General features: G+C 65.9%; 25 protein-coding genes and 2 pseudogenes. 22 read left to right on the top strand and 5 right to left on the bottom strand.

Going from position 1 to position 23,530, the window contains the following annotated elements:
• Positions 1 to 32: 32 nt before the first annotated feature.
• Entirely contained in the window at positions 33 to 1,427 is a 1,395-nt protein-coding gene (fumC, locus tag KTJ87_RS07905; protein WP_267138551.1) for a class II fumarate hydratase, read from the bottom strand.
• Between the two features lie 282 nt (positions 1,428 to 1,709).
• Between fumC and KTJ87_RS07900 the strand changes: the two genes are divergently transcribed.
• Positions 1,710 to 1,886, top strand: coding sequence for a hypothetical protein (locus KTJ87_RS07900; protein WP_267138550.1), 177 nt, complete (start codon positions 1,710 to 1,712; stop codon positions 1,884 to 1,886).
• 4 nt (positions 1,887 to 1,890) lie between these two features.
• Here KTJ87_RS07900 and KTJ87_RS07895 read toward each other — a convergent pair whose 3' ends face one another.
• From KTJ87_RS07895 to KTJ87_RS07885, 3 genes are all read right to left on the bottom strand, one after another.
• Positions 1,891 to 2,343, bottom strand: a complete 453-nt coding sequence (locus KTJ87_RS07895) for an SspB family protein (RefSeq protein WP_267138549.1) — start codon at positions 2,341 to 2,343, stop codon at positions 1,891 to 1,893.
• A gap of 97 nt (positions 2,344 to 2,440) precedes the next feature.
• Positions 2,441 to 3,688 (bottom strand): chromate efflux transporter, encoded by a 1,248-nt coding sequence (chrA, locus tag KTJ87_RS07890; protein ID WP_267138548.1) that lies wholly within the window; start codon positions 3,686 to 3,688, stop codon positions 2,441 to 2,443.
• 83 nt (positions 3,689 to 3,771) lie between these two features.
• Positions 3,772 to 4,035, bottom strand: a complete 264-nt coding sequence (locus KTJ87_RS07885; protein ID WP_267138763.1) for a type 1 periplasmic-binding domain-containing protein — start codon at positions 4,033 to 4,035, stop codon at positions 3,772 to 3,774.
• On the opposite strand from KTJ87_RS07885, the gene KTJ87_RS07880 reads away from it, so the two are divergent.
• From KTJ87_RS07880 to iolB, 12 genes and pseudogenes are all read left to right on the top strand, one after another.
• Positions 4,009 to 4,641 (top strand): 3-methyl-2-oxobutanoate hydroxymethyltransferase, encoded by a 633-nt coding sequence (locus tag KTJ87_RS07880; RefSeq protein WP_267138756.1) that lies wholly within the window; start codon positions 4,009 to 4,011, stop codon positions 4,639 to 4,641. The two genes, KTJ87_RS07885 and KTJ87_RS07880, sit on opposite strands and share 27 nt — an antisense overlap.
• A gap of 41 nt (positions 4,642 to 4,682) precedes the next feature.
• Positions 4,683 to 5,711, top strand: a complete 1,029-nt coding sequence (locus KTJ87_RS07875) for a LacI family DNA-binding transcriptional regulator (protein WP_267138547.1) — start codon at positions 4,683 to 4,685, stop codon at positions 5,709 to 5,711.
• Between the two features lie 149 nt (positions 5,712 to 5,860).
• Positions 5,861 to 6,352 carry an ABC transporter permease subunit gene (locus KTJ87_RS18180; protein WP_456061970.1) on the top strand — a complete coding sequence of 164 codons (492 nt, stop codon included), beginning with the start codon at positions 5,861 to 5,863 and terminating at the stop codon, positions 6,350 to 6,352.
• A gap of 98 nt (positions 6,353 to 6,450) precedes the next feature.
• Positions 6,451 to 7,329 carry an ATP-binding cassette domain-containing protein gene (locus tag KTJ87_RS07865; protein ID WP_267138546.1) on the top strand — a complete coding sequence of 293 codons (879 nt, stop codon included), beginning with the start codon at positions 6,451 to 6,453 and terminating at the stop codon, positions 7,327 to 7,329.
• A complete protein-coding gene (locus KTJ87_RS07860; RefSeq protein WP_267138545.1) occupies positions 7,326 to 8,099 on the top strand; it encodes an SDR family oxidoreductase in 774 nt (257 codons plus the stop codon). The genes KTJ87_RS07865 and KTJ87_RS07860 overlap by 4 nt, the downstream gene beginning before the upstream one ends.
• Before the next feature lie 53 nt (positions 8,100 to 8,152).
• Positions 8,153 to 9,163, top strand: a complete 1,011-nt coding sequence (gene iolG / locus KTJ87_RS07855) for an inositol 2-dehydrogenase (RefSeq protein ID WP_267138544.1) — start codon at positions 8,153 to 8,155, stop codon at positions 9,161 to 9,163.
• A gap of 79 nt (positions 9,164 to 9,242) precedes the next feature.
• A complete protein-coding gene (locus KTJ87_RS07850; protein ID WP_267138543.1) occupies positions 9,243 to 10,355 on the top strand; it encodes a Gfo/Idh/MocA family protein in 1,113 nt (370 codons plus the stop codon).
• Positions 10,352 to 11,002 (top strand): annotated as a pseudogene (locus KTJ87_RS07845) (PfkB family carbohydrate kinase); the annotation flags it as partial. The gene KTJ87_RS07850 and the pseudogene KTJ87_RS07845, both read left to right, overlap by 4 nt.
• A 1-nt stretch (position 11,003) precedes the next feature.
• Positions 11,004 to 12,795, top strand: a pseudogene (gene iolD, locus KTJ87_RS07840) (3D-(3,5/4)-trihydroxycyclohexane-1,2-dione acylhydrolase (decyclizing)).
• A 12-nt stretch (positions 12,796 to 12,807) separates the two neighbouring features.
• Complete coding sequence (iolE, locus tag KTJ87_RS07835; RefSeq protein WP_267138542.1) at positions 12,808 to 13,728, top strand: myo-inosose-2 dehydratase; 921 nt, start codon at positions 12,808 to 12,810, stop codon at positions 13,726 to 13,728.
• Positions 13,728 to 13,931 (top strand): hypothetical protein, encoded by a 204-nt coding sequence (locus KTJ87_RS07830; protein WP_267138541.1) that lies wholly within the window; start codon positions 13,728 to 13,730, stop codon positions 13,929 to 13,931. Before iolE ends, KTJ87_RS07830 begins: the two co-directional genes overlap by 1 nt.
• A complete protein-coding gene (gene iolB, locus KTJ87_RS07825; RefSeq protein ID WP_267138540.1) occupies positions 13,924 to 14,730 on the top strand; it encodes a 5-deoxy-glucuronate isomerase in 807 nt (268 codons plus the stop codon). The genes KTJ87_RS07830 and iolB overlap by 8 nt, the downstream gene beginning before the upstream one ends.
• 170 nt (positions 14,731 to 14,900) lie before the next feature.
• On the opposite strand, the gene KTJ87_RS07820 is transcribed toward iolB, so the two are convergent.
• Positions 14,901 to 15,662, bottom strand: a complete 762-nt coding sequence (locus KTJ87_RS07820) for an IclR family transcriptional regulator (protein WP_267138539.1) — start codon at positions 15,660 to 15,662, stop codon at positions 14,901 to 14,903.
• 225 nt (positions 15,663 to 15,887) lie between these two features.
• On the opposite strand from KTJ87_RS07820, the gene KTJ87_RS07815 reads away from it, so the two are divergent.
• Genes KTJ87_RS07815 through KTJ87_RS07775 form a run of 9 tightly spaced genes read left to right on the top strand, consistent with a single transcriptional unit; the run spans position 15,888 to position 23,530 of the window.
• Complete coding sequence (locus tag KTJ87_RS07815) at positions 15,888 to 16,724, top strand: cyclase family protein (RefSeq protein WP_267138755.1); 837 nt, start codon at positions 15,888 to 15,890, stop codon at positions 16,722 to 16,724.
• A gap of 53 nt (positions 16,725 to 16,777) precedes the next feature.
• Complete coding sequence (locus KTJ87_RS07810) at positions 16,778 to 17,122, top strand: cupin domain-containing protein (protein WP_267138538.1); 345 nt, start codon at positions 16,778 to 16,780, stop codon at positions 17,120 to 17,122.
• Between the two features lie 3 nt (positions 17,123 to 17,125).
• The gene (locus KTJ87_RS07805; RefSeq protein WP_267138537.1) at positions 17,126 to 17,923 is read left to right on the top strand and encodes an SDR family NAD(P)-dependent oxidoreductase; all 798 of its coding nucleotides are present in this window, start codon (positions 17,126 to 17,128) and stop codon (positions 17,921 to 17,923) included.
• A gap of 3 nt (positions 17,924 to 17,926) precedes the next feature.
• Complete coding sequence (locus tag KTJ87_RS07800; protein ID WP_267138536.1) at positions 17,927 to 18,850, top strand: 3-hydroxyacyl-CoA dehydrogenase family protein; 924 nt, start codon at positions 17,927 to 17,929, stop codon at positions 18,848 to 18,850.
• Positions 18,851 to 18,889: 39 nt separating this feature from the next.
• Positions 18,890 to 20,167: an ABC transporter substrate-binding protein gene (locus KTJ87_RS07795; RefSeq protein ID WP_267138535.1), complete on the top strand. Its 1,278-nt coding sequence runs from the start codon at positions 18,890 to 18,892 to the stop codon at positions 20,165 to 20,167.
• Positions 20,168 to 20,220: 53 nt separating this feature from the next.
• Positions 20,221 to 20,946 (top strand): ABC transporter ATP-binding protein, encoded by a 726-nt coding sequence (locus KTJ87_RS07790; protein WP_267138534.1) that lies wholly within the window; start codon positions 20,221 to 20,223, stop codon positions 20,944 to 20,946.
• A complete protein-coding gene (locus KTJ87_RS07785) occupies positions 20,939 to 21,646 on the top strand; it encodes an ABC transporter ATP-binding protein (protein WP_267138533.1) in 708 nt (235 codons plus the stop codon). Before KTJ87_RS07790 ends, KTJ87_RS07785 begins: the two co-directional genes overlap by 8 nt.
• A 1-nt stretch (position 21,647) precedes the next feature.
• Positions 21,648 to 22,511 (top strand): branched-chain amino acid ABC transporter permease, encoded by an 864-nt coding sequence (locus KTJ87_RS07780; RefSeq protein WP_267138532.1) that lies wholly within the window; start codon positions 21,648 to 21,650, stop codon positions 22,509 to 22,511.
• Positions 22,508 to 23,530, top strand: coding sequence for a branched-chain amino acid ABC transporter permease (locus tag KTJ87_RS07775; RefSeq protein ID WP_267138531.1), 1,023 nt, complete (start codon positions 22,508 to 22,510; stop codon positions 23,528 to 23,530). Before KTJ87_RS07780 ends, KTJ87_RS07775 begins: the two co-directional genes overlap by 4 nt.

Raw genomic sequence — 23,530 nt, 5'->3', positions numbered from 1 at the left:
TCTGGGGGGACAGCGTCCCCCCAGCCTTGCCGTCAGTCCTTCGGCCCGATCATGTCCTCGGGCCGCACCACGCGGTCAAAGGTCTCCGCGTCCACGAAGCCCAGCGCCACCGCTTCCTCGCGAAGCGTGGTGCCGTTCTTGTGCGCGGTCTTGGCGACCTTGGTGGCGTTGTCATAGCCGATCGTGGGCGCCAGCGCCGTGACCAGCATCAGCGATTCCTTCATCAGCTTCTCGATCCGCGCCTCGTTCGCCTCGATCCCGACGACCATGTTGTCGGTGAAGGCCGACGCGGCATCGCCCAGAAGCTGCATGGATTGCAGCACGTTGTACGACATCATCGGGTTGTAGACGTTCAGCTCGAAATGGCCCTGCGATCCGGCAAAGCCGACGGCGGCATCGTTGCCCATGACATGCGCGCAGACCATCGTCAGCGCCTCTGCCTGCGTCGGGTTCACCTTGCCGGGCATGATCGACGAGCCGGGCTCGTTCTCGGGCAGGATCAGCTCGCCAAGGCCAGAGCGCGGGCCAGAGCCCAGAAGCCGGATGTCGTTGGCGATCTTGAACAGCGACGCCGCCACGGTCTTCAGCGCGCCCGAGAACATCACCATCGCGTCGTGCGCCGCCAGCGCCTCGAACTTGTTGGGAGCGGTGACGAAGGGCAGGCCGGTGATCTCGGCCATGTTGGCGGCGACCATCTCGGCCCAGCCCTTTTTCGTGTTCAGCCCGGTGCCCACGGCGGTGCCGCCCTGCGCCAGCTCGTAGATGTCGGGCAGGCAGGCGTTGACCCGCTCGATCCCCTTGCGGACCTGGTGCGCGTAGCCCGAAAATTCCTGGCCCAGCGTCAGCGGCGTTGCGTCCTGGGTGTGGGTGCGGCCGATCTTGATGATATGCGCAAAGGCGTCGCGTTTGGCCTCCAGCGCGGCGGCCAGCTTTTCCAGCCCCGGGAGCAGCACGTCGCGGGCATGCATCGCGATGCCCACATGCATCGCCGTGGGGAAGGTGTCGTTCGACGACTGGCCCATGTTGCAGTGGTCATTGGGGTGAACGGGCTTTTTCGACCCCATCTCGCCGCCCAGCATCTCGATGGCGCGGTTCGAGATCACCTCGTTCGCGTTCATGTTCGACTGCGTGCCCGATCCGGTCTGCCAGACCACCAGCGGAAAGTTGTCGTCGAACTTGCCGTCGATCACTTCGCCTGCTGCCGCGACGATGGCGTCGCCGATCGTCCTGTCGATCGTTCCCAGCGTCAGGTTTGCCTGCGCGCAGGCTTTCTTGACGACGCCAAGCGCGCGGATGATCGGAACCGGCTGACGCTCCCACCCGATGGGGAAGTTGATGATCGAGCGTTGGGTCTGTGCGCCCCAATACTTGTCGGCGGGCACCTCGAGCGGGCCAAAGCTGTCGGTTTCGGTGCGGGTGGCGGTCATCGGCAATCCTCCGGGGGGTAGCGGTATCGACGCCCTGATAGGCCCGCGCACGGCCGATGACAATTCTGCTATCGCAAACGGATCGCGGCTGTTCGGGCTTTGCGGGTGCCGCGTCTTGAGGCAGGCTTGTCCAACTTGCCCGGTCCTTGGGCGCATCGGCGGGTTCCGGGCGGGCGGGGGCGGCATCCGCGCCGCCGCGTCCTGCGCTGCCGTGCTACACTTGCGTCACGCCATCAAAGGTGGGGGGAGGCGCCTTGAGCTGATCGCAAAAGGAGACACACCATGTGCATCACCGCCGAAGCCCTCGCGCTGTTCCTGAACCTCTTGTCGCCCGAGATCATCGAGACCCGCCCCGGACAGGTGCTGGTTCACGCGACCGAAGGCACCGCCGTCTGGGAAAAACAGGAAGACCTGTGGTGCACCAAAGCGCCCCAGGACGAGGCCGCGGCGCGGCTTTAGGGCGCTACTTGCGAAAGCTGTCGAGGCTGACCACGTCGGCGTCCTTGCGCGGCGCGTCGTCGTCCTGTTCCTCGTCGTCCTCGTCTGTGTCCGCCGCCTCGGTTTCCTGCGTCTCGAAACGCAGGCCGAACTCGACAGACGGGTCCACGAAGGTGCGGATCGCGTCATAGGGAATATACAGCGGCTCGGGCGCGTCGCCGAAGTTCAGCGTGATCGCGAAGCCTTCTTCGCCGACATCGAGATTGTCGAACCAGTGCTGCATCACGACCGTCATGTCCTCGGGGTACCGGTCTGACAGCCAGTCGGCCATCTCGACGTCCGGGTGCAGCGTGTCGAAGGTGATGAAGAAGTGGTGATCGCCCGGCAGGCCGATCCTTGCGACCGTCTCCAGAACCTCGCGGATCAGGCCGCGCATGGCCCGGTGCATGAGGTTTCCGTAGTCGATGTCGCGCGACATGGGCCGTCCTTCTGGTTCCGAATGGCCCTCACCATACGAGATTCGCGCCCGAAGGAAAGGGGGCCTCAGGATGTGGTGGCGGGGCCGGGGAAATGCCTCAAATCTGGGCGACAAGGACGCCCGCAGCCGCCGAGACCGCCAGCACCAGTGGCAGCGGCCAGCGCCGCCAGAGCAGCAGCGCCGCCGCCAGCGCAGCCAGCACAGGCACCCGCGCCTCAAAGCTGGACCAGTCGGGCAGGATCATCCGCAGCGGTCCCCATGTCGTCCGCTCGACCGTGCCAAAGGCGACGTGCGCCGCGAACCACAGCGACAGGTTCAGGATCACGCCGACGACCGCCGCAGTGATCGCCGACAGCGCGCCCGACAGGCGCGGCCGCGTGCCGATCCAGTCGATGAAGGGCGCCCCGGCGAAGATCCACAGGAAACACGGCACGAACGTCACCCACAGCGTCACCGCCGCCGCCGCCAGCCCCATCGGCCAGCCGCCCGCCTGCACGCCCGCCAGATAGCCGACGAACTCGGTGACCAGGATCAGCGGGCCCGGCGTCGTCTCGGCCAGTCCCAGCCCGTCGATCATCTGCTCGGTGGTCAGCCAGCCCTCGGTCTCGACGGCGGCCTGCGTCATGTAGGCCAGCACGGCATAGGCGCCGCCGAAGGTGACGACAGCGAGCTTGGAGAAGAACAGCGCCACCGCCACCAGCCTGTCCGCGCCCGTTGCCGCCAGCGCCGCGACCGGCAGCCACCAGATCGCAAGCCCGGCGGCCACCGTCGGCAACAGCCGTCGCAGCGGGGGTGCGGCGGCCTGCGGGGCTGCGCCCGTGGCGACCAGCGCGCCATATGCCGCTGCCGCCACCACGATCAGCGGAAACGGCGCCGCAAAGACGAACAGGGCCACGAAGGACAGCGCGGCGATGACCCAGCGGTCCGGCGATTTCAGCGCGCGCCGCGACACCTTGGCCAGTGCCTCGACGACGATCACGAGGACCGCCGCCTTGATCCCCAGAAATAGCGCCTGCACCAGCGGCACCGACCCCAGCGCAGCATAAAGCGCGGCCAGCCCAAGGATCACCAGCGCGCCCGGCAAGACGAACAGCCCGCCCGCGATCAGCCCGCCGGGCACCCCGCGCAAACGCCAGCCCGAATAGGTCGCAAGTTGCATCGCCTCGGGACCGGGCAGCAACATGCAGAACGACAGCGCGTCGAGATACTGCTTTTCGGTCAGCCAGGGGCGATCCTCGACCAGTTCGCGGTGCATCAGCGCGATCTGCGCCGCCGGTCCGCCAAAGGACAGAACGCCGATGCGCCCGAAGACGCGGCACAGGTCGGACAGGGTCGGGCCACTCATCGCCGCATCAAGCGCGGGTGCGGCGCGGCGCGCAAGCCGAAGTCATGCAACTGTCATGAGGAGCAGCTGCAGATCAGCGCATGTCAAAATGATTCAAGCGTGTATATCTGCGGCTCGAGCGGCGCCGACCTTGCAGGCCGCCCGCCCTGGCCTGCCGCAGCGTCAAGCATCTCTGTGACCAGCGCGCGGCACAGGCTGTCCAGCGGCGTTGCGATGACGGCATGAGCGTAGCGGTCGATCAGCGCGGCGCGGCTTTCTTCGGTCAATTCGTTCACGATCAGTGCGACGCGGTCCGCGCTGCGGCCTTCGCGCAGGGCGACCTGCTGTACGGGCAGCTTGTCACTCAAGAGGAGTATCAGCGCGCGGCGCACCGCGTGATGCAACTTGGCGGCGATCGCGTCTATTGCGCGTCGTCCCTTGCGACCGTCTCGTCCCTTGCGACCGTCCGCGCCTTGGTCGATGACGGAATTCCCGTGGTGGGCCATGTCGGGTTGATCCCGTCCAAGGCGACCTGGACCGGCGGCTTCAAGGCGGTCGGAAAGACGTCTGCCAGCGCGCTTGCGGTGTGGCGGCATGTGAAGGCGCTGGAAGAAGCGGGCGCCTTCGGGGCCGAGCTTGAGGTCGTGCCTGACCGCGCGGCGCGTGAGGTCAGCGCCCGCACGTCCCTTGTGATGCTTGGGATGGGCGCTGGCCCCGGCGCCGACGCGCAGTACCTGTTCGCCGAGGACGTGTTGGGCTGCACCCGGGGCCACAGGCCGCGCCATGCCCGGGCCTACCGCGACTTTGCCGCCGAATACGCCCGGCTCCAACGTGAACGGATCGCCGCGTTCGGCGAGTTCCGCACCGATGTCGGGGCTGGACGTTATCCCGCCAGGGAGCATGTGGTGACCTTGCCCGACGCCGAATACGACGCATTTGTCGCGGGTGTGCAGGACTTGCACGGGCACTCATGACGCGATACCGTCTTTGACGTAAAATCGTCATGGAGGCCATGATGGCCAGACGCCCGACCGTTCAGGATGTCGCCCGCGAAGCCGGCGTCAGCGTCACCACCGTGGACCGCGCCCTGAACGGGCGCTCGCGCGTGCGCGAAGAGACCATGCGCAAGATCGCGCAGGCGGCACACAAGGTCGGATACCATGCGCGTGGCCTGATCGAGCGCAATCTGGACGTCGCGGTGCCGGAGATGACCTTTGGCTTTCTCCTCATCAAGAAAAGCCAGGAGTTCTACCAGAATTTCGCGCGCGAGATCGAACTGGCCGTCGCGTCGCGGGGCGACATTCGCGGCAAGGCGATCATCCGCTTCGCGTTCTCGCAGTCTCCCGACGATTTCGCGGCAGGGCTGCGCGGGCTGTCGGGCTGCGACGCCATCGCCGCGACGGCGGTCAATCACCAGCGCCTGACCCAGGTGGTCAGCGAGTTGAAGGGGCAGGGTGTGCCGGTCTTCTCGCTGTTGAACGATTTTGCGCAAGGTGTGCGGCGTAACTACCTGGGTATGAACAACATGAAGATCGGGCGCACCGCGGCGTGGATAATCACCAGGACGGTGCCGCAGCCCGGCAAGCTGGCGATCTTTGTCGGCGGCAACCGCTGGCACGGGCACGATCTGCGTGAAGTCGGCTTTCGGTCCTATGTGCGCGAGAACGCCCCCGGTTTCACCGTGCTCGATTCGCTGGTGAACCTCGAAACCCGGCAACTGACCTATGAGGCGACGCTGGACCTGGTCGGGCGCCACCACGACCTCAAGGGCATCTATGTTGCGGGCGGCGGAATGGAGGGCGCCATTGCCGCGCTGCGCGAGATCCATGCGACGCCGCGCGTCGCGCTGGTCGTGAACGAGGCCACCAAGGACAGCCGGGCCGCGCTGTCTGACGGCTATGCGACGATGGTGATCTCGACGCCGCTGGCCGCGCTGTGTGCCGACCTTGTCGATCTGATGGTGCATTCAGTCCGCGAGGGCGATGACGGCATCTCTGGGCAACATTTCCTGGATCCGCATATCGTGCTTCCCGAAATGCTGTAGATGACGTTTATACGTCACCATGCACCGGCAGAAAAACGTCATGCGTGACGGAATATAGGTCGGCGTTCATTGACCTTTCGTCGCCATCTCCGACAACGTCTGCCCGCAACGCCTGCCGCAGTCGTGCAGCGGGTCTCGGGGAGGATCTCATGAAAAAAGCGCTCAACCAGATGACGGTGCGCCATCTCGGTTATGTCGATTTCCTCGATCTTGCCCGCGATCTTGCCCGCGACCTTGGCTGCATCGGCGTCGAGGTTCGCAACGATCTGGGACGGCCGCTGTTCGACGGGGTGGCTCCGGCAGAGGCCGGTGACATGGCCCGGTCGCGGGGCCTGCGCCTCTTGGGAATGAGCGAAGTCTATGCCTTCAACACCTGGTCGGACGAGATCCGTGGCAAGGTCGAGACGATCATTGCTGGGGCGGTGGCGGCAGTGGCGGCGATCGTGCTGAGTTCCAAGAACCTGACCGCGCAGGCCGGCATGGGCGTGATGTACGAGCTGGACGCCATCGCCATGGCGGTCATCGGCGGCATCTCGTTGCAAGGGGGGCGCGGGTCGATCCTTGGCACCGTGCTGGGGGCGCTGATCTTCGGCGTCATCATCTCGGGGTTCACGTTCCTCAAGCTCGACGCCTACTATTAGGAAATGGTCAAGGGCGCGATCATTGTCGGCGCCGTCGTGCTGCACCGGTGGCGCCAGCGCCGCGTGGCCAATCATCTTTGACGAAGGGAGGAAAGACCATGACCGATCTCCAGACGGGACCCGGCGCGCAGACTGGGCCGCAGACGGTGCAACAAACGGGGCAACAAACGGTGCAACAAACGGGGCAACAAACACGCCCGCCCCTTGGCGACGTGATCCTCGAAACCCGCGATCTGACCAAGCATTACGGCGGTGTGCATGCCCTTGAAGGCGCGAACTTCTCGCTGCGCCGGGGTGAGCATGTGGCGATCATGGGCGACCACGGAGCGGGCAAATCCACCTTCGTGCGCCAGATCACCGCCGTCGAGCAGCGCACCCGCGGCGAAGTCATCTTTGACGGGCGCCCGGTCAACTTCGAGGGTCCGCTCGACGCGCGCGAGGCGGGGATAGAAACGGTGTTTCAGACCCCCGCCCTGGCGGATCATCTGGATGTGTCGGACAACCTGTTCCTGGGGCGCGAACGGACGATGTGGAACTGGCTTGGGCCGTTCCGCCGCCTCGACTACAAGGCGATGCGTGCCGACACCATGACCGCCCTGCAGAAGACCGGGGTCAAGATCCCGTCGATCCGCAACACCATCGAGAACATGTCGGGCGGCCAGCGACAATGCGTGGCGATCGCGCGCACCGCGACCTTCCATTCCAAGCTGACCATCATGGACGAGCCGACGGCCGCACTTGGCGTGCAGGAAACCGCGCAGGTCGAGAACATCATCCGCACCCTGAAAGAAGCGGGCGAGCCGTTGATCCTGATCAGCCACAACATGCGGCAGGTGATGGACCTGTGCGACCGGATCGTCGTGTTTCGCCAGGGCCGGAACTGCGCCAACCTGCGCGTCGAGGACACCACCGGCGGGGATGTCTTCGCCTACATCACCGGTGCAAAGACGCAAGCCGAATACGCGGACGCGGCATGACCGGGGCGGCACACGGCACCACCACGGCGCTGATCGTCGGCGGCACGCAGGGCGTCGGCCTGGCGATCGCAGAGCGGCTGGCCGCTGAAGGCTGCACGCGCATCGTGCTGGCAGGACGCGATGCGGCGCGGGGCGAAGCGGCGGCCGCGCAAGTCGGTGCGCGGTTCATCGCCGCGGATCTCGAGGACACCCGCAGCATCCTGCAGCTGGTCGATGCCGCAGGGGACCACATGGGCCGGATCAGCGCGCTTGTGAACGCGGGGGCGCTGACGGATCGGGGTTCGATCCTCGACACCACTCCGGAGCTTTGGGACCGGATCATGACGGCCAACGTCCGCTCTCCGTTCTTCGCGATCCAGCGCGTCGCGCAGCGGGCCATCGCCGACGGCCATACCGCGTCGGTGGTGAACATCCTGTCGATGGTGGTGCATTGCGGCCAGACCGTGCTGGCGCCCTATTCGGCCTCCAAGGCGGCGCTGGCAAACGTCACCAAGAACGCGGCGAACACGCTGGCCGCGCACCGCATCCGGGTGAATGGCATCAACTGCGGCTGGATGGACACCCCCGGAGAGGACGCGGTGCAGCGCCGCTTTCACGGCGCCGGGGACGACTGGCTGGCCCGCGCGGAAGCTGCAGCGCCCTTCGGGATGCTGGTGAAGCCGGATCATGTGGCGGGACTTGCCGCCTACATGCTGTCCGATGCGTCAGGTGTGATGACCGGCTCGGTCGTGGATTTCGACCAGACAGTGTCCGGGGCCTACCCGGAGTAAGGCAACGCCCGGGCGCCCGCCCGGTTCAATCAGAGAGTTCAGAGAGTATCGTCATGACAGTCAGATTCGGAGTGCTTGGTGCCGGGCGCATCGGTCAGGTTCACGCCAAGGCAATCGCCTCGGTCGATGGCGCGGCGCTGGTTGCCGTCGCCGATCCGGTCGCGGCCGCCGCCGCAAGCGTTCAGGACAAGTACGGCTGCGACATCCGCAGCATCGAGCAGATCCTTGCCTCAGAAGACATCGATGCCGTCATCGTCTGCACGCCCACCAACACCCACGCGGACCTGATCGAGAGCTTCGTGAAGGCCGGAAAGGCGGTGTTCTGCGAGAAGCCCGTCGATCTGGATGTGGCGCGTGCGCGCCAGGTGATCGAGACCGTCGCAGCCGAGAACGGGAGGCTGATGGTCGGCTTCCAGCGACGCTTTGATCCCGACTTTCGCGCGCTCAAGGCGGCCATCGACGACGGCGCCATCGGTGCGGTCGAGATGATCACCCTGACCTCGCGCGATCCCGGCGCCCCGCCTGCCGAATACATCAAGAGCTCCGGCGGGATATTCCGCGACATGACCATCCACGATTTCGACGTCGCGCGCTGGCTGCTGGCCGAGGAAGTCGAGACGGTGATGGCGCAGGCATCGGTCCTGACCGATCCCGGCATCGCCGATCTTGGCGACTACGACAGCGTCAACGTGATCCTGCGCACCGCCAGCGGCAAACAGTGCACCATTACGAACACCCGCCGCGCCACCTATGGCTATGACCAGCGGATCGAGGTGCACGGCTCCGGGGGCTCGGTGTCGGCGATGAACCACCGCGAGGCCAATATCGAGGTGGCCAATGGCGCGGGATACACCCGGCCGCCGCTTCTGAACTTTTTCATGACGCGCTACACCGCCGCCTATGCCGCCGAGATCGCGGCGTTCGTCGCTGCCGTCAAAACCGGGTCCGCGATGCCGACCACGGGCCTTGACGGGCTGCGGGCGCTGGAGCTTGCGGATGCGGCCCTGCAATCGGCGCGCACCGGACAGGCCGTGCAGCTGGGCGCCGCGCGCGCCGCCGCGTGACCCAAGACGCGAAGGGGGCCATCATGCAGGACAGGATGCCGGAGGAGCCGCTTGGGGTCGCGCTGATCGGGACGGCTTCATGGGCAAGTGCCATGCACTTGCCTGGAGGACCGTCACCGCCGTCTTCGGCGGGGCGCATCCGCAGCTTGAGGTGCTGTGTGACACGCCAGGCGACAGAGCGCAGGCGCAGGCGCAGGCGGCGCAGTTCGGCTTTGCCCGCGCCACCGACGACTGGCGAAGCGCGGTTCTTGATCCCGCCGTCGATGTCGTCTCGATCACCGTGCCGAACGGCCTGCACCGTCCCATGGCCGAGGCGGCGCTGAAGGCGGGCAAGCACGTCTGGCTTGAAAAGCCGATGGCGTTGACGCTGGCCGACGCCGAGGCGATGGCGGAGATGGCAGGGCGGCACCCTGGACAGGTTACGATCCTTGGCTACAACTACACCCGGTCCCCGGCCTTTCAGGCGGCGGTCGCCCTGGTGAAAGACGGCGTCATCGGCACGCCGCGCGCCTTTCGCGGCGTTTATGACGAGGACTACAGCGCCGATCCCGCACAGCCCTGGCACTGGCGCATGACCCATGAAGGCGGCGGGTTGGGCGCGCTTGGTGATCTTGGGTGCCATCTGTTCAGCCAGATGGTGCAGCTGATGGGCGACGTGGCCGAAGTCACCGCGCTGACGCAGATCGCCATTGCCGACCGCCCCGCGCCGGACGGAAAGCGCGTCGTCGAGAACGAGGACAGCGCCCTTGCGCTGATCCGCTTCGCCAGCGGCGCGCAAGGGTCCTTTGCGACGTCGCGCGTGGCGCACGGGCGCAAATGCCGCCTGCAATGGGAGGTGCACGGCAGCGACGGCACGATCATCTTCGACCAGGAGAACATGAACGAGTTGTGGGTGCACCGCGCCGGAGAGGCGGGGTTCACCCGCCACCTGACCGGCCCGGACCAGCCCGATTTCGGCGCCTTTTGTCCGGCGCCCGGGCACAATTTCGGCTTCAACGACCAGAAGGTGGTCGAGGCGCGCGACCTGTGCCGCGCCATCGCGGGCGGCGCGCCGTGCCGTCCGGACTTTGCCGAAGGTCTGCGGATCGAACGGGTGATCCATGCGATGGCCGCATCGCAGGGCCGCCCCGTCAGTCTGCCCGGTCGGTCTGCCTGTCAGTCTGCCCGCCAGCCCGAAGGAGACCGCGCGTGAAACCACTTGATGTCATCACCATAGGCCGCGCGTCGGTCGACCTTTACGGCGGCCAGATCGGCGGACGGCTTGAGGACATGGGCTTGTTTTCGAAGTATGTCGGCGGCTCGCCCACGAATTTCGCCTGCGGCACCGCTCGGCATGGAGTGAGATCGGCGGTCATCACCGGCGTCGGCGACGAGCACATGGGGCGCTTCATCACCGAGCAGCTTTGCCGCGAGGGTGTGAACACCGATGGCGTCAAGGTGGACCCGGACCGGCTGACCGCGCTGGTGCTGCTCGGCATCCGTGATGCGGAACAGTTCCCGCTGATCTTCTACCGCGAACGCTGCGCCGACATGGGCCTGACCGAGGACGACATCGACCCGGATTTCATCCGCTCGGCGCGGGCCGTGGTGGCGACCGGCACGCACCTCAGCCACCCGCAGGTCGAGGCTGCGACACTCAAGGCGCTTGAGATCGCGCGCGCGGCGGGGATGCAGACCGCGCTCGACATCGACTATCGCCCCAACCTCTGGGGCGTGGCGGGGCACGGCGACGGCGAAAGCCGCTTTGTGGAAAGTGCGGAGGTCACGCGCAAGTTGCAGGGCACGCTGCACCTTTTCGATCTCATCGTCGGCACCGAAGAGGAATTCCATTGCACAGGCCATGGTGAAATGGCTGTCGGTGCAGATGATCGACGATTCTGGTCTTGGCGAGGGGCCGGGCCGGGGCGATCTATGGGCATGGCAACGTCGCGGGACTGGGCGAGGCGCTGCACGGTATCGGCGACGCCTTGCCGACATGGCGCGGGCAGAACGAGCAGACCATGGCGCACACCGCCATCGCCTATGCCAAGGCGTCCGGGCGCAGGCGCGCCATGGCGGTGACGTCCTCGATCGGGCCGGGCGCGACCAACATGGTGACTGCCGCCGCGCTGGCCCATGTCAACCGGCTGCCGGTGCTGTTCATTCCCGGTGACGTGTTCTCGAACCGTGCGCCCGATCCGGTGCTGCAGCAGGTCGAGGATTTCGAGGATGGCACGGTGTCGGTCAACGACTGCCTGCGCCCGGTCAGCCGGAATCTCGACCGCATTTCGCGACCGGAACACCTGTTGACCGCCTTGCCGCGCGCCCTGCAGACCATGACCGATCCGGCGGCGTGCGGCCCGGTCACGCTGGCTTTCTGCCAGGACCCGCAGGCCGAGGCGTATGACTACCCCGAAAGCTTCTTCACCCCCCGCGTCTGGCGGATCAGAAGACCGCAGCCCGACCCGCAAGAGCTGTCGGACGTGGCCGAGACCCTGAAGCGCGCCGCGCGGCCCGTGATCGTTGCCGGGGGCGGGGTGATCTATTCGGGCGCCGAGCGGGCCCTGGTGGACTTCGCTCATGCGCACAACATTCCCCTTGTGGAAACGCAGGCAGGCAAAGGGGCCGTGAACTGGCAGGACGGCCTGAACCTTGGTCCCGCAGGTGTCACCGGCGGCGATGCAGCCAACCGCGCGCTGAGCGAGGCCGATCTCGTCTTGGGTGTCGGCACACGGTTCCAGGATTTCACGACGGGATCGTGGACGGTTTTTGCGAACCCCGAACGGCGGCTCGTGTCGATCAACGTCAGCGGCTATGACGCCGCCAAGCACGGGGCGCTTGGCGTTGTCTCGGATGCGCGGGTCGCCTTGGAGACGCTGTCGGGGGCGCTTGGCGACAAGACCTGGCCGGACCGCGATACCGAGGCCCGCGCAGGCTGGTTCGAGGCGGCGGATGCGGTGATGGCTGCGCCGAATGCCGCCGGATTGCCCACCGACGCGCAGGTCATCGGCGGCGTGCAGCGGCAGGCAGGCGCGGACACAGCCGTGATCTGCGCCGCGGGCACGATGCCGGGCGCGCTGCACACCCTGTGGCGCGCGGCGCGGGGCGGCTATCACATGGAATACGGCTTCAGCTGCATGGGCTACGAGATCGCGGGTGCGATGGGCCTCAAGCTGGCGCAGCCCGGCAAGGACGTGGTCTGCTTCGTCGGCGACGGTTCCTACATGATGGCCAATTCGGAACTTGCGACGGCTGTCATGCGGCGCATCCCTTTCACCGTGGTCCTGACCGACAACCGGGGATATGGCTGCATCAACCGGCTGCAGATGGGCTGCGGCGGGGCCGAGTTCAACAATCTCTACGCCTCGTCCAACGTCGAGACCCAGCCGCAGATCGACTTTGTGCGCCATGCCGCCTCGATGGGCGCGCATGCTGTCAAGGCCGCCGACATCGGTGATCTTGAGACGCAGGTCCGCGCGGTGCGGGGCCGGGACATCCCGACCGTGATCGTCATCGAAACCGACCCGTATCCGGGCACCGGCGTTGGCGGGCACTGGTGGAACGTGGCCGTTCCCGAAGTGTCGGCGCGCCCAGAGGTGCGTGCCGCCCGCCAGGCCTACGAGCAGAGAGCCGCGCAGCATGGCGCCGACTGAGAAAGCAGTTTCATGATCCATATCGGGATTTCTCCCATCGCGTGGCAGAACGACGACCTGCCCGACCTGACCGCCGCCTACACGATGGAGCAGGCGTTGCAGGAGGCGCGCGAGATCGGCTTTACCGGCGTCGAGCGTGGCCGCCGGATGCCGCAGGACACCGCAGGCCTGCGCGCCTATCTCGATCGCTACGACATCGCGCTGTGTGGCGGGTGGTGTTCGGGCAACCTGATGGTGAACTCGGTCGCCGAGGAGATCGAGGCGGTGCGTGCGCAGGTCGAGCAGTTCGTGGATCTGCGCGCCCCCTGCCTGGTCTATGCCGAGTGCTCGAACACCGTGCAGGGCCAGCAGGGCACGTCGGTGAACGACCGCCCGAAACTGCATCGGGACAAGATCACGGCCTACGCGTCCAGGCTGTCGGAGCTGGCAAAATGGATGGCGGACGAGGGGATGACCCTTGCTTATCACCACCACATGGGCAGCATGATCGAGGATCAAGACGATGTGGATGCTCTGATGGATGGGTCTTCGCCCGAGGTGACGCTTTTGTATGACACCGGACATATTGCCTTTGGCGGGGCCGATGTCCTTGGCACGCTGGACAAATGGGGCGACCGTATCCGGCACGTCCATTACAAGGACGTGCGCGCTGACGTGGCGGCGCAGGCGCGGACCCACGGCTGGTCGTTCCTCGATGCGGTCATCGCGGGGGCGTTCACGGTTCCCGGCGATCAAGGCGGAAGCATCGACTTCGCCGCCGTCACGGACCGGCTGGCCGGGATGGGCTATGACGGCTGGATCGTCGTCGAGGCCGAACAGGACCCGGCCAAGGCGCCGCCGTTCGAATACTCAAGGATCGGCTACGATCATATCGCCGCGCTGTGCAAGGCGGCGGGGCTGGTCGTGGCTGCGCGCCCCGGGGCAGGCGCCTGATGTTCGATCTGCGCGTCCGCTTCTTCAATCCGCTCTGGCGCCGGGTGTTGACCGTCGCGGTCGCCCTCGGCTGGGCGGCGGTCGAACTGGCAAGCGGCAATCCCGGCTGGGCCATGCTGTTCGGCGCTGCCGGGGCATGGTCAGGCTATATCCTCTTGCTGACATGGGTTCCTGTCACCGAGAAGGACAACGACGATGACTGACCTGCTTTGCAAGCCGTTCGGCGCGCACGGCAAGGTGCACGCGATCACGCCTCAGACCGCAGGTTGGCGCCATGTGGGCTTTTCCCTGTTTCGCCTTCGCGCGGGCGAGACAGCAGCGGAAGCGACGGGTGATCGCGAGGTGATCCTCGTCATGGTCGAGGGCAAGGCGCACCTCACCGGGGCAGGCCAGGACTGGGGCGTTCTGGGCGAGCGGATGAGCGTCTTCGAGAAAACCGCGCCGCATTGCCTTTATCTGCCGACCGGCACCGACTGGCAGGCAGAGGCAGCCACCGATTGCACCATTGCAGTCTGTTCGGCCCCCGGAAGGGGCGGCCACCAAGCCCGCCGGATCGGACCCGAGGGGATTAGTCTGACGGAACGCGGCAAAGGCACGAACACCCGTTATATCAACAACATAGCGATGGAAGCTGAGGACTGGTGCGACTCGCTTCTGGTGACAGAGGTGTTCACTCCCGCCGGGCACTGGTCGTCCTATCCAAGCCATCGGCACGATGAGGATGATTACCCTCGGATCACCTATCTTGAAGAAACCTATTATCACCGCCTGAACCCCGCGAACGGCTTCGGCTTCCAGCGCGTCTATACCGACGACGGACAGCTGGACGAGACGATGACGGTCAAGGATGGCGACGTGGTCCTTGTGCCGCGCGGCCATCATCCCTGCGGCGCGCCCTACGGGTTCGAGATGTATTATCTCAACGTGATGGCCGGACCCTTGCGCAAATGGCGTTTCGTCGCTGCGCCAGAGGTCGAATGGATCATGAAGCGGGACGCCTGAGCCTCGCCCGGGCGCACGCCATCGAGGGCCAGCCTCGTTCGACATCCTTGCTTCATGCCTGCGCGTGGGGTCCAGCGATCGCGTGGCTGATCGCCGTGAGGTAGTGCCGCTCTTCGATATTGGCACGCTTTGAGGCCAGAGCGACAAGGGCGCCCCGGATAGCCGCGCTGCTACTCGAACGCGATCAACCGCTCGGCGTGGGCCTTGGCATCGAGCAGGGCCGTCTCGACCGTTTCCTTTACCGATGCAAAGCGCGATGACGGAACGGGAACCGAGATCGCATAGAGTTCGCCCGACCAGTCCCGGAAGGCGACGCCGACCGCGGAAATCCCCTTGGAATGTTCGTCCAGATCATAGGCGAGACCTGTCGACCTGATACGGGCAAGACGCGCCTCGAAACGCTCCATGTCGGCGTCCACGCCTTGCCGCCGCCATTCCTCGACCGCAAGCTTCCGCGCTTCTTCGGGTGCGAGACAGGCAAGGCAGGCGAGGCCGTTGGCTGTCGTGGTCAGGGGAAACGCGTCGCCAACCGACGATACGGTGCGCAAGCGGTGCATTCCGGGGATCTGGTCGACGAAGATCATCGCCGCGCCCTGCATCACCGACAAGTCGGCCGTTTCCCCGGTAGCCTGGGCGAGTTCCGTCAGCAGCAGCCGGCACACCTCGACCACATCGCTGCGAGATTGCCCGGCGAGATCCGCGATCGCGGGTCCAAGCCGGATACGTCCGGCCCGTGCCCCGGCCATCACGAACCCTTCGGCCATCAGCGCCCCGATGATTCGCTGCACCGTGGAGCGGGGCAGGGCAACCGCCTCGGCAATCTGCCCGAGGCTCATTCCGGCGCGGTTCTCCTTCAGGACCCGCAAGATCCGGGCGGCCCGCTCGATCACCTGAATGCCGCCCGAAGCGCCGTCTTTTTCCTGTTCCGCCATTGGTTCACTGCTCTCCGTCGTCTTGGTCCGGCACTAGCCATTCCATTGTCAGATTGGCAATGTGTATCGCAATACGGTGCAAATATGATAGTTTCAAGAAAAAATTGACCACCATGCGGTCATGATGTACCGTCATTCAAGACGAACGGGAGGAAACGTTCATCCGCAAAACCAACCGACCAAGACGCGCGATGTGACCTCGCGCGAACCGAGGAGGCTTACTTGATGATCACGATCCGCGGGATTGAATTCCAGGAAGACACCAACAACGACATGGGTCTGGAGTTCTACAACCTCAGCCATCGCTTCGGCTTCCAGTGCCCCAACTGGCCCTATTTCCGCGACGTGCAGATCGAGCGGATGCACTACATGGCCAAGTCCGGCGTGCTGTCGCAGACCATCACGACGACGATGCACGTGACGACCCACATCGATGCGCCCGCGCATGTGGTGCAGGGAACACCCTTCATCGACGAGGTGCCGCTGCCGCATTTCTTCGGTTCGGGCCTTGTGGTGTCGATCCCCAAGAAGAAATGGGAGCAGATCACCGCGGACGACCTTGAAAAGGCCTGTGGACACGCGATCCGCAAGAACGACGTGCTCATCATCAACACCGGCTGGCACAAGGAATACGAGGACGGCGACTATTTCGCCTATTGCCCCGGTCTGGTGCCGTCGGCCGCGGACTGGATGGTCGAGAAGGGCATCAAGGTCGTGGGCCATGACACGCAGGCCAACGATCACCCGTTGGCGACGGCGATCGGCCCGCACCGCAACGGGCCGCTGCATCCTCACCTGGCCGAGGAATACAAGGAATGGTCCGGCGGGATCGCCTGGGACGAAGCGTTCCCGGAATGGGAGCCGGTCCACAACAAGCTGTTCTCGAACGGCATCCTCGGGATCGAGAACGTCGGCGGCGACCTGGATGCCGTGACCGGCAAGCGCTGCACCTTCGCCTTCTTTCCCTGGAACTGGGATCGCGGCGACGGCTGCATCATCCGTCTCGTGGCGATGATCGACAAGGGCCAGTCCTACCGCATCGAGGCAGGCGAGGCGTTCTGAAGGCACGGGCGGGGCTTGTCCCCGCCCGGCCGCGCACAGGGGAGGGCGCTACCATGCTGATCAAGCGTTTCAGCGATGCAACCGCTTACGAGGCCCCGAACCACTGGGGCGTCTCGGGCCTCAGGCTTCAGGGCTTCGAGGACGGCGGGCCGGTCAATCAATGGGTCGGGTTCTCGCAGTTCCTGCCGGGCGGCGGAGCGGGGCCGGATTCAACGCCTTTCGAGAAGGTCTATGTCGTGCTGGACGGCGAGATGACGCTTGAATGGGATGGCAGGACCGAGGTGCTGCGCGCGATGGACAGCTGCACGGTGCCCCCGGGGCAGGTGCGCCGCATCGAGAACAAGTCGAACCACGTCTGCAAGATGCTCGTGGTCATTCCCTATCCGCCGAAGGACTGAGCCATGCCCGATCTCACCAACCCCCTTTCGATGTTCGAGGTGACGGGCAAGGTTGCGCTGATCTCCGGCGCGTCCGGCGCCTTTGGAATGGTCGCGGCGCGGGTTCTTGCGGGGGCGGGCTGCAAGCTGGTGCTGGTCGCGGGCAATGCCGACGCGCTGGCGGAGATCGCGGCCGAGGCCCGGTCCATCGGGGCCGAGGTCGAAGCCGTCAACGCCCGCCCGGACACTGAAGCAGCCTGCGCAGACATGGTGGCGCAAGCGGTCGAGCGGTTCGGGGCGCTGGACATCCTCGTTGTCGCGTCGGGCATGAACAAGGTCGCCAGGATCGAAGAGATGCCGGTCGAGACCTTCACATCCGTCATGGACGCCAATGTCACGCAAAGCTGGATGCTGGCCCGCGCTGCCACCGTGCAGATGAAGGCGCAAGGCAGCGGCGGCAAGATCGTGCTGGTGTCGTCGGCGCGGGGGCTTCTTGGGCATCCGGCCGGCTACACCGCCTATTGCGCGTCCAAGGCTGCGGTCGACGGCATGACGAAGGCGCTTGGCTGCGAGCTTGGGCCGACAGGGATCACGGTCAATGCCATCGCGCCGACGGTCTTCCGCTCGCCGCTGACGGCCTGGATGTTCGAGGACACCGAAAAGGCGAAAACCGTTCGTGAGGGGTTCCTTGCCCGTGTGCCGAAGGGCCGCCTGGGCGAGCCCGAAGACCTTGCCGGGCCGCTGCTGTTCCTCGCTTCGCGCGCCAGCGATTTCTACACCGGGCATATCCTGTATGCCGACGGCGGCTATACGGCGGGCTGAGGGATGACCGGACCGCATCACATCGCCGTTCTGGGCGCCGGGCTGATGGGCCACGGTATCGCGCTGGTCATGGCACGAGCCGGGCACCGCGTCACCGTCACCGACCCCGTGGCCGACGCGCGCGCGGGCCTGCACCTGCGGATCCGCGACAGCCTGACGTTGATGGGGCTGGAGGCAGAGATCGATGCCGTGCTGTCCCGTGTCGCCCTGGCCGACACGGTGCAGGGCGCGGTGCACGATGCCGACGTCGTGTTCGAGGCCGCCCCCGAGAAGATGGCTCTGAAGCAGGCGATCTTTGCCGAGGTCGAGGCGCATGCGCCCGAAACCTGCATCCTTGCGTCGAACACGTCGGTCATGCCGATCACCGAGATCATGGCCGGGCTGGCGCGCCGCGGCCGTGCGCTTGGCACCCATTGGTGGAACCCGCCGCACATGATCCCGCTGGTCGAGGTCATCCGCACCGAATGGACCGCCGAGCATACCATGACCACGATGACCGATCTGCTGGCCGGTGCCGGAAAGACGCCGGTGCGGGTCGAGAAGGACGTGCCCGGCTTCATCGGCAACCGGCTGCAACATGCGCTCTGGCGCGAGGCGATCAGCCTGGTGGAGCGCGGCATCTGTGACGCGGAGTCGGTGGATACCGTCATCAAGTCCTGCTTTGGCCGCAGGCTGTCGGTGCTGGGGCCGCTGGAGAACGCGGACCTCGTGGGCACGGACCTGACACTCGACATCCACAATACGGTTCTGGCGGATCTCGAAAGCCGCCCGGGGCCGTCGCCGTATCTCGAAGCCCTGGTGGCCGACGGAAAGCTCGGGATGAAGACCGGGCAGGGGTTCCGCAGCTGGACACCGGAAGAGGCCGACAAGGTCCGCGCGGGTGTCGTCACGCATCTGAGGCGCCTCGAGGAGATTCTGACCGACTGAAACAATGCCGGCGGGGAGGCCGGTGAAAGGGAGGACAAGATGAAATCACACCGTACACACCCCTCGCGCCGGGCCGTCCTGACGGGCGGAACCGCGCTGCTGGCCGCACCTGCGATCCTGCACGCAACGCGCGCCTACGCGCAGACGCCGACACTCAAGGTCGGCCATGTAAGCCCCCGCACCGGACCGCTCGCCGGTTTCGCCGAGGCGGACGACCATGTTCTGCAGCGCATTCAGGACATGTTCTCGGCCGGGATCGAGAACAACGGCAGGACCTGGGCCGTCGAGATCATCTCGAAGGACAGCCAGTCCAACCCCAACCGCGCTGCCGAGGTGGCTGCGGACCTGATCCTGGGCGACGAGGTGGATATCATCGTCGCCGCCTCGACACCGGACACGGTCAACCCGGTCGCCGATCAGGCCGAGATCAACGAGGTGCCCTGCATCACGACCGACTGCCCGTGGCAGCCTTATTTCTTTGGCCGCAACGGCGTTCCGGGGCAGGGGTTCGACTATACCTACCACTTCTTCTGGGGCCTTGAGGACGTGATCGGCGCCTTCCTGGACATGTGGGGCCAGTCGGGCGTCACGCGGACGGTCGGCGGGCTGTTCCCCAATGACGCGGACGGCAACGCCTGGGGCGACGCCGAACTTGGCCTGCCCAAGCCGCTGTCCGCCGCGGGCTACGGCCTGACGGATCCCGGCCGCTACCAGCCGCTGTCCGATGACTTCTCGAACTACATCACGGCCTTCAAGGATGCAGGCTGCGAGATCGTCACCGGGAACATGATCCCGCCGGATTTCGCGACCTTCTGGGCACAGGCGGCGCAGCAGGGGTTCAATCCCAAGGTCGTCACCATCGGCAAGGCGCTTCTGTTCCCTTCGGTCATCGCATCGCTCGGCGATCGGGGAGACGGGCTGTCGTCCGAGGTCTGGTGGTCGCCCAACCATCCATTCGCCTCGTCGCTGACCGGCGAAAGCGCAAAGGAGTTGGCCGAAGGCTACAGCGCCGCGTCCGGGCGTCCCTGGACGCAGCCCATCGGGTTCAAGCACGCCCTGTTCGAGGTGGTGGCCGATGTCATCCGCCGGTCCGGCGATCTTGAGGACTACGAGGCGAACCTTGCCGCCATTCGGACCACGAACCTCGATACCATCGTCGGCAACGTGAACTGGGCCAACGGCCCGATCAACAACGTCACGAAGACGCCTCTGGTCGCAGGCCAGTGGCAGAAGGACGGCGACGGTTTCGATCTCAAGATCGTGGCGAATGCGCAGGCGCCGGACATCCCGCTGACCGGCGAACTGAAGCTGCTCTGAAAACCTGTCGGCGGGAGCGTCCCGCCGACACCTCATCCCCCCGGAGATCCCTCTTGGCCATCCTGCAACTCGCCTCGCTCAGCAAGTCCTTCGGCGCCGTCACGGTGGCCGATGCGCTGACCTACGAGGTGCAGCAGGGGCAAGCGCTTGGCGTGATCGGGCCGAACGGGGCGGGCAAGACGTCGATGTTCAATCTGATCACGGGGACGCTTGCGCCGGATTCGGGCCGCGTGGTCTTTGACGGGCGGGACGTGACGGGGCTTGGCGCCGCCGCACGCTCGCGCCTTGGAATTGCGCGCAGCTTTCAGGTGCCGCAGCCATTCTCGCACCTGACCGTCTTCGAGAACGCGATGGTCGCCGCGACGCAGGCCGCCGGTTTTTGGGGGCGCGAGGCCGAGATGCTTTGCCTCGACGTGCTTGAACGCACTGGCCTCATGGACAAGGCGAACCGCCGCGCCGGAGGGCTGACGCTGCTGGATCGCAAGCGGCTCGAGCTGACGCGCGCGCTTTGTGCCCGGCCGCGCCTTCTGTTGCTCGACGAGATCGCGGGCGGCCTGACCGAGGCCGAATGCCAGTCTTTGGTGGAGACCATTCGCGACATTCATGCCTCGGGCGTGTCCATCATCTGGATCGAACACGTCGTGCACGCGCTTCTGGCCGTCGTGGACCGGCTTGTCGTGATCGATTACGGTCGCAAGATCGGCGAAGGCGATCCAAGGGCCGTCATGGCCAGCCGCGAGGTCCAGGAAATCTACCTGGGTATCGAAGCCGATGCCTGAGCGTCTTCTCCAGATGACCGGCCTCGATGCCTTCTACGGCGATTTCCAGGCGCTCTACGGTCTTGACCTGCATCTGGACGCAGGTGAGGTGCTGGCCATCATCGGTGCGAACGGCGCAGGCAAGACGACCCTGCTGCGTTCGATCGCCGGGCTGATACGCAACCGGCCCGAGGCGATCCGGTTTCGCGGCAGCCCCGTCGGTGCGCTGCGAGCGGATCAGGTGGCGGGTCTTGGAATTGCGCTGGTGCCCGAGGGCCGCCAGCTGTTCCCGTCGCTTTCGGTCGAGGAAAACCTCATCATCGGTGGCCGCGTGGGACGCAAGGGGCCGTGGTCGCTTGATGCGGTCTATCGCCTGTTCCCGATCCTGAAGGAGCGGCGCAATCAGGCCTCGACCTCGCTTTCGGGGGGACAACAGCAGATGGTCGCCATTGGCCGCGCGCTGATGGCCAACCCCGACCTCATCCTGTTCGACGAGATCAGCCTTGGCCTTGCGCCGATCATCATCCGCGACATCTATGCCGCCCTCCCCGGTATCGTTGGCGACGGGATGAGCGCGATCCTCGTCGAACAGGACATCTCGAAGGCGTTGTCGGTGTCGTCCCGCGTCTATTGTCTGCAAGAGGGGCGGGTGTCGCTAGAGGGCGCCTCGGACGCGCTGCTGCGCGAGGCGATCAGCCGCGCCTATTTCGGGATCGCGTGACATGGATTGGCTGAACGCGATCGTCCAGGGAACGCTGCTCGGAGGGCTCTATGCCCTGTTCGCTGCTGGCCTGTCGCTGATTTTCGGCGTCATGCGGTTAGTGAACATCGCGCATGGCGACCTGATCGTCCTTGCTGCCTACCTGGGGCTTTCGACCAGCATCGCGCTGGGAATGCACCCCTTGCTGGTGCTGGTTGCCGTCGTGCCCGCCATGGCCGGGATGGGCTATGTCCTGCAACGGGGCGTGCTGAACCGGACGCTGGGCGACGACATCCTGCCACCGCTGCTGGTGACCTTCGGGCTGTCCGTCATCGTCCAGAATGCGCTGCTCGAGATCTACACCGCCGATCCGCGCAAGATGGATGCGGGCGGGCTCGAGACGGCCAGCGTGGATCTGGGCGGGCTGACGCTGGGCGTGTTGCCTGTGCTGACCTTTGCCGTGGCGGTCGGCGTGATCGCCGGGCTGCAATGGGTGTTCTACCGCACCGCCCTTGGCCGGGCGTTTCGGGCGGTGTCCGACAATCAGGACATCGCGCAGATCATGGGGCTGAACAAGGCGCATGTCTTCGGTCTTGCCATGGCGCTGTCGCTTGCGGTCGTCGCGGTGGCGGGCATCTTCCTTGGCATCCGCACCAGTTTCGATCCCTCCATCGGCGGCGGGCGTCTGATCTTCGGGTTCGAGGCGGTCATCATCGGCGGCCTCGGCAATCTCTGGGGAACGTTGGCGGGCGGCGTCATCCTTGGTGTCGCGCAGACGGTCGGCGCTGCCATCGATCCCGGCTGGCAGCTTCTGGCGGGGCACCTGGTGTTCCTGCTGATCCTCGCCATCCGGCCCAACGGCCTGTTCCCGAGGATGGACGGATGAGCGTGACCTACGATGTCACCCGCAGCTCGCAGGCTGCGAGGATCGCGGCCGGTCTTGGGGCGGTGATCCTGCTGCTGCTGATCGCGGCGCCGTGGTGGGCCGGACGGGCAGAGTTGCGACTGATCGGGGAAATCTGTCTCTTTCTGTCGCTTGCAAGCCTCTGGAATCTGATGGCGGGCTACGCGGGCCTCGTGTCGGTGGGCCAGCAGGCCTATGTCGGCTTTGGCGGCTACATGCTGTTCGCGCTGACGATCTTTGGCGGGCTGCACCCGCTGGCCGCCATCGCGCTGGCAGGTGTTCTGGGCGCGCTGGTCTCGGTTCCCGTCGCCGCGCTGATCTTCCGACTGCGCGGCGCCTATTTCGCCATCGGCACCTGGGTCATGGCCGAAGTCTTCAGGCTGTCCTTCGCGCAGGTCTCTGCCCTTGGGGGCGGGTCCGGCACATCCCTGCCCACCGACATCGTGCGCTCGCTGGCCGAAGGGCGCGCGGCGCGCGAGGCGCTGGCCTATTGGCTGGCACTGGCCGCGTCGGTTCTGGTGGTCGCATCGGTCTACCTGTTCCTGCGCTCACGCCGAGGCCTTGCGTTGACGGCGATCCGGGACAACGAACTGGCGGCAGCGTCGCTGGGCATCGACATCTGGCGCACGAAATTCGTGGTCTACGTCGTCACGTCTGCCCTGACGGCGATGGTCGGCGCGCTGATCTTCCTGCAGAAGCTGCGGATTTCCCCCGACGCCGCCTTCAGCGTCAACGACTGGACCGCCTTCGTCATCTTTATCGTCGTGATCGGCGGCATCGGCACGATCGAGGGTCCGATCATCGGCACGCTGCTGTTCTTCGCCTTGCGGGAAACCCTGGCCGATCTTGGCACCACCTATCTGCTGGTGCTCGGCAGCGTCGCCATCGTGGTGATGCTGAAGGCCCCCAAGGGCGTCTGGGGCTTGATCCGCAGCCGCTTTGACCTCGAGCTATTTCCGCTGGGCTTTCGCGTCCGGCGCACCGACCAGAAGGGAGCCTGA

The sequence above is a fragment of the Anianabacter salinae genome, from assembly GCF_019061145.1.
Taxonomy (GTDB): domain Bacteria; phylum Pseudomonadota; class Alphaproteobacteria; order Rhodobacterales; family Rhodobacteraceae; genus Anianibacter; species Anianibacter salinarum.
The sequence above is the reverse complement of the archived record's forward strand: the minus strand, read 5'-3'. Positions and strand labels throughout refer to the sequence as shown.